This is a genomic window from Secundilactobacillus kimchicus JCM 15530, from assembly GCF_001433995.1.
Taxonomy (GTDB): Bacteria; Bacillota; Bacilli; order Lactobacillales; family Lactobacillaceae; genus Secundilactobacillus; species Secundilactobacillus kimchicus.
On record NZ_AZCX01000007.1, the window covers coordinates 52,889 to 67,753 of the forward strand.

General features: G+C 47.2%; 14 protein-coding genes. 10 read left to right on the forward strand and 4 right to left on the reverse strand.

The window, feature by feature from the left end; translation table 11 throughout:
- Nucleotides 1–8 precede the first annotated feature (8 nt).
- The 3 genes from hisE (at nucleotide 9) to FC96_RS09260 (ending at nucleotide 2,667) form a co-directional block, all read left to right on the forward strand.
- Nucleotides 9–329: a phosphoribosyl-ATP diphosphatase gene (gene hisE / locus FC96_RS09250; RefSeq protein ID WP_056942786.1), complete on the forward strand. Its 321-nt coding sequence runs from the start codon at nucleotides 9–11 to the stop codon at nucleotides 327–329.
- A 13-nt stretch (nucleotides 330–342) separates the two neighbouring features.
- The gene (hisC, locus tag FC96_RS09255) at nucleotides 343–1,425 is read left to right on the forward strand and encodes a histidinol-phosphate transaminase (protein WP_056942787.1); all 1,083 of its coding nucleotides are present in this window, start codon (nucleotides 343–345) and stop codon (nucleotides 1,423–1,425) included.
- Nucleotides 1,426–1,764: 339 nt separating this feature from the next.
- Nucleotides 1,765–2,667 (forward strand): AraC family transcriptional regulator, encoded by a 903-nt coding sequence (locus FC96_RS09260; RefSeq protein WP_054659012.1) that lies wholly within the window; start codon nucleotides 1,765–1,767, stop codon nucleotides 2,665–2,667.
- Nucleotides 2,668–2,762: 95 nt separating this feature from the next.
- Here the strand turns inward: FC96_RS09260 and FC96_RS09265 are convergent, their stop codons facing one another.
- A complete protein-coding gene (locus FC96_RS09265) occupies nucleotides 2,763–3,797 on the reverse strand; it encodes an aldose epimerase family protein (protein ID WP_056942788.1) in 1,035 nt (344 codons plus the stop codon).
- Between the two features lie 211 nt (nucleotides 3,798–4,008).
- Between FC96_RS09265 and FC96_RS09270 the strand changes: the two genes are divergently transcribed.
- The 4 genes from FC96_RS09270 to araA all read left to right on the forward strand — a co-directional run bounded on the left by FC96_RS09270 (nucleotide 4,009) and on the right by araA (nucleotide 9,128).
- Nucleotides 4,009–5,094 carry a GntR family transcriptional regulator gene (locus FC96_RS09270; RefSeq protein ID WP_056942789.1) on the forward strand — a complete coding sequence of 362 codons (1,086 nt, stop codon included), beginning with the start codon at nucleotides 4,009–4,011 and terminating at the stop codon, nucleotides 5,092–5,094.
- Between the two features lie 214 nt (nucleotides 5,095–5,308).
- Nucleotides 5,309–6,913: a xylulokinase gene (locus FC96_RS09275; RefSeq protein ID WP_056942790.1), complete on the forward strand. Its 1,605-nt coding sequence runs from the start codon at nucleotides 5,309–5,311 to the stop codon at nucleotides 6,911–6,913.
- 24 nt (nucleotides 6,914–6,937) lie between these two features.
- Nucleotides 6,938–7,666, forward strand: coding sequence for an L-ribulose-5-phosphate 4-epimerase (locus tag FC96_RS09280; protein ID WP_056942791.1), 729 nt, complete (start codon nucleotides 6,938–6,940; stop codon nucleotides 7,664–7,666).
- A gap of 37 nt (nucleotides 7,667–7,703) precedes the next feature.
- A complete protein-coding gene (araA, locus tag FC96_RS09285; RefSeq protein ID WP_054659016.1) occupies nucleotides 7,704–9,128 on the forward strand; it encodes an L-arabinose isomerase in 1,425 nt (474 codons plus the stop codon).
- 73 nt (nucleotides 9,129–9,201) lie between these two features.
- Here the strand turns inward: araA and FC96_RS09290 are convergent, their stop codons facing one another.
- The gene (locus tag FC96_RS09290; RefSeq protein ID WP_056942792.1) at nucleotides 9,202–9,819 is read right to left on the reverse strand and encodes a DedA family protein; all 618 of its coding nucleotides are present in this window, start codon (nucleotides 9,817–9,819) and stop codon (nucleotides 9,202–9,204) included.
- Between the two features lie 128 nt (nucleotides 9,820–9,947).
- Nucleotides 9,948–11,123, reverse strand: a complete 1,176-nt coding sequence (locus tag FC96_RS09295) for an NAD(P)-dependent oxidoreductase (protein ID WP_056942793.1) — start codon at nucleotides 11,121–11,123, stop codon at nucleotides 9,948–9,950.
- 66 nt (nucleotides 11,124–11,189) lie between these two features.
- Here FC96_RS09295 and FC96_RS09300 point away from each other — a divergent pair, with 66 nt between their 5' ends.
- Complete coding sequence (locus FC96_RS09300) at nucleotides 11,190–11,822, forward strand: DapH/DapD/GlmU-related protein (RefSeq protein ID WP_056942794.1); 633 nt, start codon at nucleotides 11,190–11,192, stop codon at nucleotides 11,820–11,822.
- Nucleotides 11,823–11,854: 32 nt separating this feature from the next.
- Here FC96_RS09300 and FC96_RS09305 read toward each other — a convergent pair whose 3' ends face one another.
- Entirely contained in the window at nucleotides 11,855–12,775 is a 921-nt protein-coding gene (locus FC96_RS09305) for an NADP-dependent oxidoreductase (RefSeq protein ID WP_056942795.1), read from the reverse strand.
- A 246-nt stretch (nucleotides 12,776–13,021) separates the two neighbouring features.
- Between FC96_RS09305 and FC96_RS09310 the strand changes: the two genes are divergently transcribed.
- On the forward strand, nucleotides 13,022–13,342 hold the full coding sequence (locus FC96_RS09310) for a PTS lactose/cellobiose transporter subunit IIA (RefSeq protein WP_054659020.1): 321 nt from the start codon (nucleotides 13,022–13,024) through the stop codon (nucleotides 13,340–13,342).
- A gap of 99 nt (nucleotides 13,343–13,441) precedes the next feature.
- Nucleotides 13,442–14,749, forward strand: a complete 1,308-nt coding sequence (locus FC96_RS09315) for a nucleobase:cation symporter-2 family protein (RefSeq protein WP_268872577.1) — start codon at nucleotides 13,442–13,444, stop codon at nucleotides 14,747–14,749.
- Nucleotides 14,750–14,865: the final 116 nt, after the last annotated feature.

Below are 14,865 nucleotides of genomic sequence, written 5' to 3' on the forward strand. Positions count from 1 at the left end.
TGGCAAACATGCAAGATTTAGACGCATTATACGACTTAATTTTAGACCGTAAACAAACCCCTAAAGAGGGATCCTATACCAATTACTTATTCACCAAAGGACTCGATAAAATTCTGAAAAAAGTGGGCGAAGAGTCAACCGAAGTGATCGTGGCCGCTAAAAACGACAGTGATGATGAATTTGTCTATGAAGTGGCTGACCTTGCCTATCATGTGCTCGTCTTGATGGCCAATCGAGGGATTAGCGTGGCTCAGGTTAAAACGGAGTTAGCCGAACGGGAAGGTCTAATGAGTAAGACCAAAGAGCGCCGGGACATCAAAAAATTGTAAAGAGGTGTGGTTGATGGTGAAACCAGGGTTAGCAAATTTAAAACCGTACGTTCCAGAAGAATCGTTAAGCGGATTAAAAAAACGACTAGGTCTCAAGAAAATTGTTCGGTTATCCGCTAACGAGAATGCTTACGGCACTTCACCAAAAGTGAAGCAGGCGTTACTTGATTGGCAGTTTGAAGACGCCAATCGTTATCCGGATGCTGAGGCAAGTCGACTGCGAACTATCATTAGCGAACAGTTTGGGATTAGTCAGGACCGATTAGTTTTTGGGAACGGCTTAGATGAAATCATTGAGTTGTTATCGCGAACCCTATTAGTACCGGGAGATACGGTCATTCAGGCAGGACCGACGTTTTCGGAGTACGGCTTGCACGCGTTGGTTGAATCTGCGACCGTGGTTGAGGTGCCAGTTGACGAAACGGGAACGACTGATTTAGCCGGTTTTTTAGCGGCCGTGACACCGACGACGAAGTTGATCTGGTTATGTAACCCCAATAATCCAACCGGCACGTATTTGGCGCCTCAGCAGATTGAAGCGTTCTTGCAAGAGGTTCCCAAAACGGTCATGGTTGTCGTGGACGAAGCCTATATCGACTTCGTGACGCGCGACCCGGACCCCTCCGTCTTGTCGCTCACAACGCGTTATGAGAACCTCGTTGTCCTCCGCACGTTTTCCAAAGCCTATGGGCTGGCAAACTTTCGAGTGGGATACGCCGTTGTACCAGAAGCCCTTGCGAGTGTGCTGCAGACCGTCAGACTGCCCTATAATCTCAGCAGTTTTGCTGAAATTGCTGCGAGTGCGGCATTTGCCGACCAAGCTTTTGTTGATCAAACGACCGCCCAGGTGGCCGTTGAGCGGGAGAAATGGTTAACGTTCTTAGCCGAAATGAAGCTGGAATATGATGAGTCGCAAGCAAATTTCGTTTACTTCAGAGTCCCCGATGCACAGGCGTTAAGCGATCGACTCATGCGACAGGGTTACCTAATCAGAACCGGCCTTCAACCAGAGTGGTTACGAATTTCAATTGGCCAACCACAAGAAAATCAAACTGTTCGAACGATAACTAAAAACTTTTTAGAAGAAAAACGATAATCATTGCGGTGTCGCGTTCTATAAGCGTTAAGAATGTCGGTTAAACGATATTTCTTGACGTTTTTTTGATTTTAAAATGACATTTTGTAGTTATTTGTGTACAATATAAATGGAATATTTCGTATTCAAAATATGGATTAACTGGGCGAATTAAAAAAGTGTATTTAAAAAGTTTTAAATGGGTTTCATTGCGTAGTTATACTTGTTACATAAGCAGCGCTAGGACCGGTCAAAATCTGACGGCGACCGATTCAAATGGCGTGACCCAACGGTCCTCATGAGCTATTATTAGCGTGCGAGGATTGGAAGATCAAACAAGACCAGAAAAGGGGAAATCTCATGGCGCAATCGGCATATTTATCACTATCATGCTTGCCACTGCCGACCTTTATCGAAGGGGGCCATGCTGAACTACATGCAGACGGGCGGATGGTAAGTCGGGTTCATCTCGAATACTTTATGTTTATTTTCGTTCGAAAAGGCACGTTAATGATGTCGGTCGATGGCAAGGAACAGCAGGTCCACCGAGATGAGTTATTCATTCTAGTTGCGGGAGACCACCGGTATGCTTGGTGGGCCGAGACACCGGAAGTCGAAATCGACTGGTTGTACGTCTTCGTGGCCGGCGAGTGGACACTTAAAAACGAACCGGCGCCAATCAAAAACGGGATGGCGGCCGTTTCGCTACACGCGAACGTCCCCGTTCAAACGTTGTTTTTGAGACAGCATCAGGCCGTTGAAGATCCCGACAGTATTAAGGAAACGATGGATCAATTAGTGCCCCAAACAATTACGTGCGAGTCGAAACAATTTTTCAATTCACAAGCCCTTTTCATCCAGCTACTCAATAAGTTACGGGCGCAAGACAACGCGCAAAATCTGATGATTCAGGTTTCTCTAGAGTTACAGGCTTATTTGCGGAGCCATTTTCAAAACAAAATTACGGCGACGACGTTGGAAAAAGAGTTCAATCGACCGGCGACCTTTTTAACCAAGGCATTTCGGCAAACAGTTGGGATGACGCCAACCGATTTCTTAAATCAGTACCGAATGGAAGAAGCCGGGCGGCAGTTATTGAACACTGGCCTGTCGATCTCAGAGATTGCCAGCCGAGTGGGCTTTCAAAATATTTATTATTTCTCGACGTCCTTTAAGAAATATGCGGGGACGTCGCCATCACGCTATCGTCAGGTCAACAGCATCGAGACGAGTGAGAATTTGTCCAACCGTGGTGATGAATAAGCCGCTACCGTTGGCTTCAAAAACACCGCTGATACAGTTTTCGTATCGGCGGTGTTTTTTGATATTGCGGGGTTTAATTCAGTTTTCTCGAGCGATTAGTAGTGGACTTGATAGGCGATTTCGTAATGTTTAGGCTCGCCAGGTAACAAGGTAATGTCGCCAAAGTTTGTAAACCGAGTGGCATCTGAAAGGTTTTGAGCCTCCAAGGCCACACCCATCCAAGGCGTACCATGGCCGTGGCCGTTAACCAGGGCCATGTCGTCAGTAAACGAGTTAGCGGTGAAGACAACCAAAGCATTGCGGGCCGAGTAAAGGGTGACACTGCGGTTGCTATCGGTACTCTTGAGTTGGGCAATTTCGTGGTCAGCAGCGGGGGCCACTTCAAAAATGTCGTCGAAGCCCTTTTCGGTGGTGTCAGCCATGCCATCAATGGCAGTTCCCAATTGGGTTGGTTGGCTGAAGTCGTAAGGGGTGCCCGCGTTATCAAGAAAGTCCCCAGTTGGCAATTTTTCGGCATCAACGGCCAAGTGCCGCGTCGAGTTCAGTTGAAGTTGTTGTGACTTGATCGTATCTGATCCGTCAACGTTAAAGTACGTGTGACACGTTGGGTTGAAGAGGGTCGGCGCATCAGCCTGACCGCTGAAGCTTAACGTCAACCGATCGTCATTTGAAAGCTGATAGGTCACGGTCACGTCCATTGATGGGAAGTCGCCGGCGCCTTGTTCAAATTGATGGTGTAGCGTGAGCGTCGCACCATCCTCAGTGACGTCGGTCGTGCCATCCCAGTTAACGAAGCTGAAACCGTGAGGGCCGCCATGGAGCGCGTTATTGCCCTCGTTTGGTGTAACCTTGATGGTCTCACCAGCAACGTCGAAGGTTGCTTGCTTGATTCGACCGGCTGCTGGTCCAATGAGCATGTTAACGTAAAACGGATTAGCGTAATAGTCTTTGGTATGAGGATAAGATAAGAGGACGTTTGTCGTTTCGCCAGCGGGACTGGGAACGTTGTATTCGTGAATAATGCCGCCCATGCTTAAAATGGTGGCGGAAACACCGTTATCGTTTTCCAAGTGGAAGGCGGTGACGGCATGACCATCGTATTGGTCAAAATCAGATTGCGATGCTTTCATAAGTTGACACTCCTGTTCGTTATCGTTTTGTGAGTGGATGTATCCGTTTTCAATTTAATATTTATACGGACAAATGTCAATACTTGTCTTTCAAGTCGATTTCACAAAGTTATGGTAATCTGATATGCTGTGCTATATTATTTAAGTGCACATAATTCTTAAAAAATGGTTTTAAACTGTTAAATTCAATAGAAGTAGACGGGGTCAAGAGATGCAAGCTAAGTACGAAGTCGTCGAAGCCGGGTTACGCGAACAAATCCTGGCGGGCGAATATAAAATTGGCGATAAGTTGCCAACTGAAACTGAATTAATGGCCCGTTATGATGTGAGTCGTTACACGGTGCGCCGGGCCGTCGGCGACCTTGAAAATGAACATATGATTTACCGAATTCAGGGCGGTGGCATGTACGTCAACGACTGGCAAAGTGTGAAAACAGAGGACCAAAATACCAACCGGATGATCGGTATTTTGACGACGCATATCGCGGACTATATTTTCCCAAACATTATCAGTGGGGCCGATCAAATCATATCAGACAGTGGTTATGCGTTGCTGTTAGCGAACACCCACAATGATCCCAAAAGGGAGCGGCGGTCGCTAATTTCAATGTTTGACAGCAACATTGCGGGGTTAATCATTGAACCCACTCAGTCGACACTTAAGAGTCCAAATGCCGACTTATATGAGAAAATTCGTCAAACGGGTTTACCGACAGTCTTTATCAACGCCACATACCCAAGCTATGAAGCAGTGTCAGTGACAACGGATGATGCAGGGGCGATTTTGCGCTTAACCAACTACTTGATTGACGCGGGTCACGAGCGGATCCTGGGGGCTTTTCAAGTTGATGACGCGCAGGGCGTTAACCGGATGAACGGCTATATTAAGGCCTATCAGCAACATCCAGACATTGCCTTGAAAAGTAACGTGGTCATGTATCGGTCGATGGACTCGATTAAGGAGATTTTGTCACAAATTGAGCATTATCTCCGGAGTCCTGTTGAGACCCGACCAACCGCCATTATGTGTTACAACGACCAACTGGCCATTCAGGTGATGGATCTGGTCAAATCATTGGATCTCCGGATTCCTGAGGATGTTTCGGTAACCGGATTTGATGACTATTCACTCGGCCGATACTTGGAACCGGGGCTCACCACAATGGTTCATGAAAAGGAACGGATGGGCCACGATGCGGCAAGTTTGTTACTTAATATGATTGATAAACGGCCGGTTGAATCAATCGTGTACGAGCCAGAGTTGGTGGAACGTCGATCAGTTAAAAAAAATAATTAACGCCAGAAAGCACGGAACGACAAGGTTTCGTGCTTTTTTGACGCAAAATTTTATACGGTTAAATAAAATTTTTGTTGATTTATACGGATAAATAATCTACAATTTGGCTTGTAAGCGATTTAGCAAACTTCGCAAAATCTTTTAGTCGCAGATGTTGTTGATTCCACTGGCGCATCAACTCGACAACAGTTAATCAATCTGGAGGGTTTAACTCATGGACGCGAGCCGTATTAAGAATGAAATTGTAAGCGGAAACATTTCGCTAGGGATTGAACTTGGTTCAACCCGAATCAAGGCCGTATTAGTGTCAGATGACTTTCAAACCGTTGCTTCCGGTGACTTCACCTGGGAGAACGAGCTTGTTAACAACATTTGGACTTATCCGGTTGCCAAGATCTGGAAGGGCATCCAGACCAGTTACCAAAAAATGGCCCAGGACGTCAAGGACCAGTACGGGGTTCCCGTTAAGAAAATCGGGGCAATTGGGATCAGTGCGATGATGCACGGATACATGCCATTCGATGATGATGGTAACCTATTAGTACCGTTTAGAACTTGGCGGAACAACATTACGGAACAAGCCGCAGATGACTTGACCGAATTGTTTGACTTCAACATTCCACAACGTTGGAGTATTGCTCATCTTTACCAAGCAATCTTAAATCAAGAAGACCACGTGAAAGACATTAGCTTCTTTACAACGCTTGCCGGCTACGTGCATTGGAAGTTGTCGGGCGAAAAGGTCTTGGGAATTGGCGATGCTTCTGGCATGTTCCCAATTAATGATGAAACCCGTTCGTACGATTCAAAGATGATTGACCAATTCAATCAGCAACCAGCAGTACGGCAATACATCTGGAGTCTGAGAAAGATTTTACCGGAAATCAAATTTGCCGGTGAATCAGCTGGTACTTTGACCGCAGAAGGGGCTAAGTTATTGGATCCTTCTGGCGACTTGGAAGGCGGTTCATTAATGGCACCGCCAGAAGGGGATGCCGGGACTGGGATGGTCTCAACCGACGCTGTTCGCGTTCGGACTGGGAACATTTCTGCCGGAACTTCTGCCTTCTCAATGGTTGTCTTAGATGAACCAATGGATAACGTTCACCGTGACATTGACATGGTGACGACGCCAGATGGGGCTCCAGTAGCTATGGTGCACACTAACAACTGTTCGTCAGACATTAATGCCTGGGTTGGCTTATTCAATGAATTTGCCAAGGAAATCGGCGTTGATTTGAAGCCAAACGACCTTTACGGGGCGCTCTTCAAGAGTTCCGAACGCGGTGACAATGACGCGGGTGGCTTGCTCAGTTACGCTTACCTGTCAGGTGAAAACATTACGAAGATGCCTGAAGGTCGACCATTGTTCGCCCGGACACCAAACAGTAAGTTTAACTTACCAAACTTCATCAAGACCCACTTGTACTCAGCGTTTGCCCCACTGAAGATCGGTAACGATATTCTGGCTAACGACGAGCACATCAAGACGGACGTTTTCATTGCCCAAGGTGGTCTGTTTAAGACCCCTAAGGTTGGCCAACAAGTGTTAGCTGACGCGTTGAACACACCAATTACGGTGATGAGTAATGCCGGTGAAGGTGGCCCATGGGGAATGGCAATCCTAGGGTTGTTTGCTAAGAACAAGGCTGAAAATGAAACTTTGGCCGATTTCCTCGACCAAAAGGTTTTTGCTAATCCTGAAAGTGTCACTGTCGCCCCAACCAAAGAAGGCGTGGCCGGCTGCAACAAGTTTATCGAAGCCTACAAGAAGGGCTTAAACATTGAAACAGCTGCCATCAATTCGATTGACCTTTAATTTCAAGGAGAGTGGAGAAACAACATGTTAGAAGACCTGAAAAAAGAAGTATACGACGCCAACATGCAGCTGCCTGAACTGGGCTTAGTGACCTTTACCTGGGGTAACGTTTCAGGGATCGACCGCGAAAAAGGGTTGTTTGTTATTAAACCTTCCGGGGTAGAATATCCTGACTTACGGCCAGAAGACTTGGTTGTCGTTAACTTAAAGGGTGAAGTTGTTGAAGGTGATATGAACCCTTCAAGCGACACGCCAACGCATACTTACTTGTACAATCATTTTCCTAAAATTGGAGGCATCGTTCACACGCATTCCCCTTGGGCCGTTTCATTTGCCGGCGCTAAGATGGATGTGCCAGCAATGAACACCACCCATGCCGACACCTTCTTCGGTGATGTGCCAGCCGCTGATGCGCTGACCAAGGAAGAAATCGAGGAAGACTACGAAGGCAACACAGGGAAGACGATTGTCAAGACCTTCAACGAACGCGGCCTCGATTACGAAGCCGTTCCGGCAGCGTTGGTTAGCCAACACGGTCCGTTCGCTTGGGGACCCACTCCCGCCAAGGCAGTTTACAACGCTAAGGTCCTTGAAGTTGTGGCTGAAGAAGACTATCACACGATGGAATTGACTCGTGCGAACTCCGATTTACCACAATACCTGTTGGATAAGCATTATTACCGTAAGCATGGTGCCAATGCCTACTACGGTCAAAACAATGCCCAATCCAAGAATCATGCGAAACACTCTTAAACTACGTTAACTTTTATTAAAAAAGGAGATTATTGTTATGCTGAGTATTCCTGATTACAAATTCTGGTTCGTTACTGGGTCACAATTCCTTTATGGTGAAGATCAACTGAAGTCAGTTGAAAATGACGCCCGCGACATCGTGGACAAGTTAAACGCTTCAGGTAAGTTACCTTACCCAATCGAATTTAAGTTAGTGGCAACCACTGCTGAAAACATCACTAAGTTGATGAAGGACGCCAACCATGACGACTCCGTTGCCGGTGTGATCACTTGGATGCACACTTTCAGCCCTGCTAAGAACTGGATCCGTGGGACGCAATTATTGCAAAAACCACTCTTACACTTAGCAACGCAATACTTGAACAACATTCCATACGCTGATATCGACTTTGATTACATGAACTTGAACCAAAGTGCCCATGGTGACCGTGAATACGGCTTTATCAACGCCCGTCTTCGTTTGAACAACAAAGTCGTTTACGGCTGGTGGGGCGATGATGAAACCCAACAAGAAATTGCTGACTGGGAAGACGTTGCAGTTGCCTACAACGAAAGCTTCAAGATTAAAGTTGCTGTTTTCGCTGACAAGATGCGTAACGTTGCCGTTACCGATGGTGACAAGATCGAAGCTCAGATTCAATTAGGCTGGACTGCTGATTACTGGGCAATGGGTGACCTTGCTCAAGAAATCGATGCTGTTTCAGACGCTGATATTGACAAGAAGTACGACGAAATTTCAAAGGAATACACGTTGGTCGCTGGTGACAACGACGAAGCAACGTTTGAAGAACACGTTAAGTACCAAATTCGTGAATACTTCGGTTTGAAGAAGTTCATGGATGACCGTGGATACACCGCCTTCTCAGACAACTTCGAAGACTTGTACGGTGTTAAGCAATTACCTGGTTTGGCTACTCAAATGTTGATGGCTGAAGGTTACGGGTTCGCCGGTGAAGGTGACTGGAAGACCGCTGCCCTTGACCGTTTGATGAAGATTATGAGCCACAACAAGCAAACAGCCTTCATGGAAGATTACACATTGGATCTTCGTAAGGGTCACGAAGCTATTCTTGGCTCACACATGTTGGAAGTTGACCCAACCTTGGCTTCAGACAAGCCACGGGTTGAAGTTCACCCATTGGACATTGGTGGTAAGGAAGACCCTGCTCGTTTGGTCTTCACTGGTTCAGAAGGCGACGCTATCGACGTGACCGTTGCAGACTTCGGTGACGAATTCCGGATGATCATGTACGAAGTAGAAGGCAACAAGCCTGAAGCTGAAACGCCACACTTGCCAGTTGCTAAGCAACTCTGGACACCTAAAGCAGGTCTTAAGGCTGGTTCAAAGGCTTGGATCGAAAATGGTGGTGGCCACCACACCGTCTTCAGTTTTGCTGTGACTGCTCAACAAATGGAAGACTTCTCAAAGATGGTCAACCTACACTTTATTAACATCAAGTAATTAAATTTTTAATCTAGTTCGCTAGATTAGATTGAAAAGGGATCCTCAGCCAGTGAGCCGAGGATCCCTTTTGTTACTTCACGATTTTTTTCTTACGATATAGCCAAAAACTAAAGCCACTGAGCATCAATAATGATGAGATCAATACCAGATCACTCACACTCTCGATTGTCGCTAGAATCCCTTGCCAGTGGTCACCTGCTAGAAAGCCCGCAGAGATAAGCACGGCGTTCCACAGGAGGGTACCTAGGGTAGAGAGGCCCAAAAAGCGAGAAAAGGAATAGTGGGCCATTCCAGCAGGAACCGAAATTAAACTCCGAACAATGGGGACGAAGCGGCCGAAAAAAACAGCTTGACCGCCATATCGGTTAAAAAAATCAGTCGCTTTTGTGATGTGTTGCGGTTTGATCCGAGTTAAACGCCCAAAACGGGTGTTTAACAAGCGTTCTAGTCGGGTGGTATCGATGAGTCGACCGACGCCGTAAAGGAGGCCAGCGCCAAGAACTGACCCCAATGTTGCCGCAATAATGGCGCCCAGCACCGTCATACTAGAACCGATGGTGAGAAAGCCGGTAAACGTCAGGATAATTTCTGATGGAATAGGTGGAAAGATGTTTTCAAACGCAATGAGCGCAAAAACAGCTAGGTAACCATACGTGTTGATTAAGGTCATGATGGTAGCATTCGCCATGTGGGCCCTCCGAGATATTAGTTGTGGTTAGCAAGCAGATCGTGTTCAGTACTGTATTAATAGTGTATCGGCTTGGTGAATTCAGGTCAATTTTATTGCGGCAAAGGGGTGGGTTCTTAAGGGAAAGCTTAGATACTAGGTGAAAAGGGCGCGGATGCATTGGCCAGTAGTCGAACCCGAATCATCCCGCTGACAGCCATCAGGGCTTGGCGGAGGGTGGTCCAGTGCTGCCGCTGAGCGAGTGATAAAGTGGTGTTCATCAAGATGTAACCGACACTATCTCGGGTATTGACTACCATTTCTTCGACCGGAATGTGGTTTTGGGTTAGAAGACTGTCAACCTCGGCCCAAAAACCAGGTCGGTCCTTGAAGAAAAGGGTCAGTCGATCTGGGCTGGCAAACGGCAAGTCGGCGGTAGGAAAATTGACTGAGGCACGGACGGTACCAGCGGTCAGAAAGTCTTGGGTATTTTGAAACGTGAGGTTGGTACTGTGAGATAGTGCTTCTCGTGTATTTCCACCTAAGTGCGGGAGCTGCCAAATATGCGGGATATTCTGTAAGTCACGGTGGGGAAAGTCGGTGATGTAGGCTTTTAAGCGTCTGTCTTGGACGGCTTGAACAACTGCTGAGTTATCAACTAGTTCACCTCGACCAAAGTTTAGTAGTGTTGCACTAGGCCTCATGAGGGCAAGCTTTGGCCCATCAATAATCCGTGACGTCTCAGTTGTGAGCGGTAGTAATAGGACAACAAAATCAGCTTGAGTTAAGACCTCAGCGATGTTGGCAACCTGTCGCACGTGTTGTAAGTTCTTAGGGCTCCGATTATATCCGACGACCTGTAAGCCAAGGTGGTAGCAAGTATCGGCGAGGCGCTGACCAATCGTCCCTAATCCGATGATGCCAATTGTCTTACCATAAAGTTCACTGCCAATAAAGGCTTGGCGTTGCTGTTCAGCGGCAGGCTGTAACGGGTCAGCAGTTAACTTGGCGGTTTCTCGGATTGCTTGGGATAACGGCCGAACAGCTTGAAATAAACACTGAATGATAAGTTCTTTCACGGCATTGGCATTGGCCCCCGGAGTATTAAAAACGGCGGTTCCGTTGGTGGTACTTGCCGCCAAATTAATGGTGTTCGTTCCAATTCCAGACCTAGCAATCAAGAGTAGCCGCGGTGTGATGAGGCGGTCAGGAACTTGTGAACTTCGTACGAGAATAACATCAGGAGAAGCCGTCTCTGAAGCCGTCAGTAGGTGGTCGTCGACGGTTGAAAGGTCAAAGTTATCAATTATCTTAACTTGGTACATGGTGGACCCCTCTTTTCGGATTTTGTTCTATAATAAAGCTCAATCTACGCCAAGGGAAGTGGTTGAATGCATATTGATGTTGTTAAATTGTCAAAGGAAAAGCCGACAATTGGTCCGGGAAGCAAAATTAAAGCGACCACGTTTGGCCAATACGTCGAGCTTGGCGCTCAAAACTATATTGATAACGCAACAATTGGCGACTATACCTACACTGGGCAATACTGTTTTATTCAAAATAGTACCTTAAAGCGATTTATTAGTATGGCGGCTATGATTCGAATTGGGCCGACTAACCATCCCTACGATCGGCCAGCTCAACACATGTTTGCTTACAATGGGGAGGGGTACGGATTTGGTGCCCCCGATACTGCCTTTTTGACAGCCCGGAAAAACCAGACGACCACCATTGGTAACGATGTGTGGATTGGTCACGGGGCCATTATTCAATCCGGTGTGACGGTTGGCGATGGGGCGGTTATTGGCTCCGGCGCGGTTGTAACTAAGGACGTTGCCCCGTTTACCATTGTTGGTGGTGTGCCAGCTAAGCCCATTAAAACGCGGTTCTCAGACGAAGTCATCGCCGACTTGCTCGACATTGCCTGGTGGAACTGGTCACGGGAGAAACTTGAAGAAAACTATGCCGACTTCCGGCTTCCTACAGCGGAATTTGTTAAAAAACATCGGGTATCAAAAAGGTGAACAGCGGTTGCTGTTCACCTTTTTCAGTAGGATTAACGATCCATTAAAATAACGACTCGACCATCGTGGGATTGCTCAAGGATTTCGTTTCCTTGTTTCAATCCCGTCGCGCTAAAGGGGAGTTGGCTGGTAATATTAATCGCCAGTTTGCCGTCCTTCAACAGGTCCATGATCACCGCCAAGGCTTCGGCATCCGTCGGCGTTGAACTAGGATGGATGTGGTTAATGGTCACCTGTTTATTAGCGGGTGGCGTATTGTGGGCAACGGTAGCGATGACGCCTCCCGGTTTGGTCATCACGATGTCGTCATCACTGCCGGCACCATTCATGGCTGCGTTGATGAGGACATCAGCCCGGTCAGCCAAAACGCTACTTGGGGTGAGCTGATCATAGGCCACAAACTCACTAGCTCCCAGAGCGGTGACGGCCGCTTCATTTCGGCTGTGAGCGATGGCAATGACGTGGGCGCCCCGGTCGACAGCCATTTGCAAAGCGAGGGCGCCAACGCCACCGGATGCCCCTTTGACAATAACGGTTTGTCCGGCCGTTACGTGAGAGAAAGTGGTAATAGCACGGTAGGCGGTGATTCCGGGTGTAATCAAAGCAGCCGCGGTTGTCGGCATGATGCCACTCGGGACTAGAGTAGTGGCGCTAGGCTGTGCTACGACATACTCTGCGTAGCCGTTTTCAACGTGTGAGGCGACGACTTCGCCGGGGGTGAAATCCTTGACGTTTGGTCCGACACTTTCAACGGTGCCAACAATGTCGCGCCCGGTCACGGTAAAGCCACTGATAGGGCCAAACTCTCCCGCCCGTTCAGCTCGTTCCCGGTTGTTTAAGCCAATGGCGATGACTTTAACTAAGAGCTCATCTGCCGCTGGCTGTGGGGTATCCACGGTTCGTTCCTCGAAAACATCCGGTCCACCGACGTGATCGAATCCAATGACTTTCATTTGTAAACGCCTCCTTACTTGATGGCCAAAGTTTACCCGGTTGATAGACAGAAGGCAAGGAAGTCGATTTATCGACGGCTGAATTTTGGAAGAAGTTAAGTTCAATAATGGACGGCATTGTTTTCAACGAATACTGAAAATGAGTAGTATTTGCAACTAAATTACATTCATTTCAGAAAACAGCTTGAACCCAACGTCGATTTGGCTTAGGGTTGTTAATAATAATCTAAGAAAGTGGGGAATGCCATGACACCAGAACAAACGGTCATGCAATTGATTATCGGGGCTGGTCAGGCGAAAAAGTTAGCTTTTGATGCGATTCAAGCTGCCCGAGACAACCACATTGAGACGGCTGACCAGCTTTTAGAGCAAGCAACAAAGGCCTTAGCTGGCGCTCATCAAATTCAGTCAGACGCGCTAAGAGCGGACGCGGCGACACAACAGCAGCCAACTTTGCTGATGGTTCATGCGCAAGATCACCTATCAATGGCAATGACAGCGATGGAACTTGGCCGGGAAATAGTTGCAATTTATAGGCGTCTCAGCGAAAATACGAACGATAAATGAGATGAATATAAGAAAGTTTGTGGATAAATTGATTTAATCTGTATAAAGTGATAAAATCAATTAACTTTTTAATTAAATACGAATGAGGAGCGAACGATTTTGCAAACCAAAACAAATGAGCAGTCGGTACTTAGGAATTTTATTTTAGGGTTTCAGCACTTATTAGCCATGTACTCCGGCGATATTTTAGTGCCATTACTCATTGGTGGCGCGCTCCATTTTAACGCTGCACAAATGACGTATCTGGTTTCGATGGATATTTTCATGTGTGGGATCGCGACGTTACTCCAACTAAAGCGGACGCCGTTAACTGGGATCGGACTTCCCGTTGTCCTAGGTTGTGCGGTTGAATACGTTGCCCCACTTCAAAGTATCGGTGGCCACTTTGGCTGGGGGTACATGTACGGCGGCATCATTGCAGCGGGATTGTTTATCCTATTGATTGCGGGACCGTTTGCTAGCCTCCGGCGATTTTTCCCGCCGGTTGTGACGGGCTCGTTGATCACTTTAATTGGGTTTACCCTGATTCCCGTTGCGTTCCAGAATCTGGGTGGCGGAGATGCGACGGCTAAGTCGTTCGGCTCACCTGTCAACTTGGTTCTTGGATTTACCACAGTGGCGATTATTATGGTGATTAACATCTGGGGTCGCGGCTTTTTAAAGCAAATTTCGGTTTTGATTGGTATTTTAGCCGGGACGCTTTTGGCGATTGGTCTCGGTCAGGTTGGGTTTTCAAGTGTGTCAGCAGCCCACTGGATTCAATTGCCGACGCCGTTTTACTTTGGGGTGCCTAAGTTCGAATGGTCATCAATTGCAACAATGATGCTTGCAGCGATTACTTGTATGATCGAATCAACCGGGGTTTATTTTGCCCTAGCTGAAATTACGGGACGCGACCTTGATGCAAAGGACCTTAAACATGGGTACCGTTCTGAAGGGTTGGCGGCCATCTTAGGTGGGATTTTCAATACGTTCCCGTATTCGACGTTCTCACAAAACGTTGGCATCGTGCAACTTTCCGGCATTAAAACGCTTCGGCCCGTTTACTACTCGGCGGGTTTGTTGGTTGTTTTGGGGTTGATTCCAAAGTTTGGCGCCATCGCGACTCTGATCCCAACCTCGGTACTGGGGGGAGCTATGCTTGTGATGTTTGGAATGGTCGGCGCGCAAGGTGTTAAAATGTTGATGAAAGTTGACATGAACAATAAGAATTTATTGATCATTGCCGTCTCCGTGGGATTGGGACTAGGTGTCACCACGCAACCAGCGCTGTTCCAATTTATGCCTGCAGAGGTTCAAACAATTCTAAGTAACGGGATGGTCGTTGGTAGCTTTGTCGCCGTGGTATTGAACCTGCTGTTAAACCATACAACGTTAAAGAACCGGGTCGAAGAAGACGTGGCCTAGCTAATGAAAGGTGATTTCTTATGGAAATCATCTTTTTTATTGGTTTTCAGGAAAGCGCTTTCATAAAAGCCTGAATCGTGATACGATAGAGGCGAATCAAAAACGAACGAGGTACA

Coding starts and splice junctions, on each gene's coding strand:
- FC96_RS09280 (WP_056942791.1), top strand. CDS start 6,938: ATGTTAGAAGACCTGAAAAAAGAAGTATACGACGCCAACATGCAGCTG.
- FC96_RS09265 (WP_056942788.1), bottom strand. CDS start 3,797: ATGAAAGCATCGCAATCTGATTTTGACCAATACGATGGTCATGCCGTC.
- FC96_RS09300 (WP_056942794.1), top strand. CDS start 11,190: ATGCATATTGATGTTGTTAAATTGTCAAAGGAAAAGCCGACAATTGGT.
- araA (WP_054659016.1), top strand. CDS start 7,704: ATGCTGAGTATTCCTGATTACAAATTCTGGTTCGTTACTGGGTCACAA.
- FC96_RS09290 (WP_056942792.1), bottom strand. CDS start 9,819: ATGGCGAATGCTACCATCATGACCTTAATCAACACGTATGGTTACCTA.
- FC96_RS09275 (WP_056942790.1), top strand. CDS start 5,309: ATGGACGCGAGCCGTATTAAGAATGAAATTGTAAGCGGAAACATTTCG.
- hisC (WP_056942787.1), top strand. CDS start 343: ATGGTGAAACCAGGGTTAGCAAATTTAAAACCGTACGTTCCAGAAGAA.
- FC96_RS09305 (WP_056942795.1), bottom strand. CDS start 12,775: ATGAAAGTCATTGGATTCGATCACGTCGGTGGACCGGATGTTTTCGAG.
- FC96_RS09270 (WP_056942789.1), top strand. CDS start 4,009: ATGCAAGCTAAGTACGAAGTCGTCGAAGCCGGGTTACGCGAACAAATC.
- FC96_RS09295 (WP_056942793.1), bottom strand. CDS start 11,123: ATGTACCAAGTTAAGATAATTGATAACTTTGACCTTTCAACCGTCGAC.
- hisE (WP_056942786.1), top strand. CDS start 9: ATGCAAGATTTAGACGCATTATACGACTTAATTTTAGACCGTAAACAA.
- FC96_RS09310 (WP_054659020.1), top strand. CDS start 13,022: ATGACACCAGAACAAACGGTCATGCAATTGATTATCGGGGCTGGTCAG.
- FC96_RS09260 (WP_054659012.1), top strand. CDS start 1,765: ATGGCGCAATCGGCATATTTATCACTATCATGCTTGCCACTGCCGACC.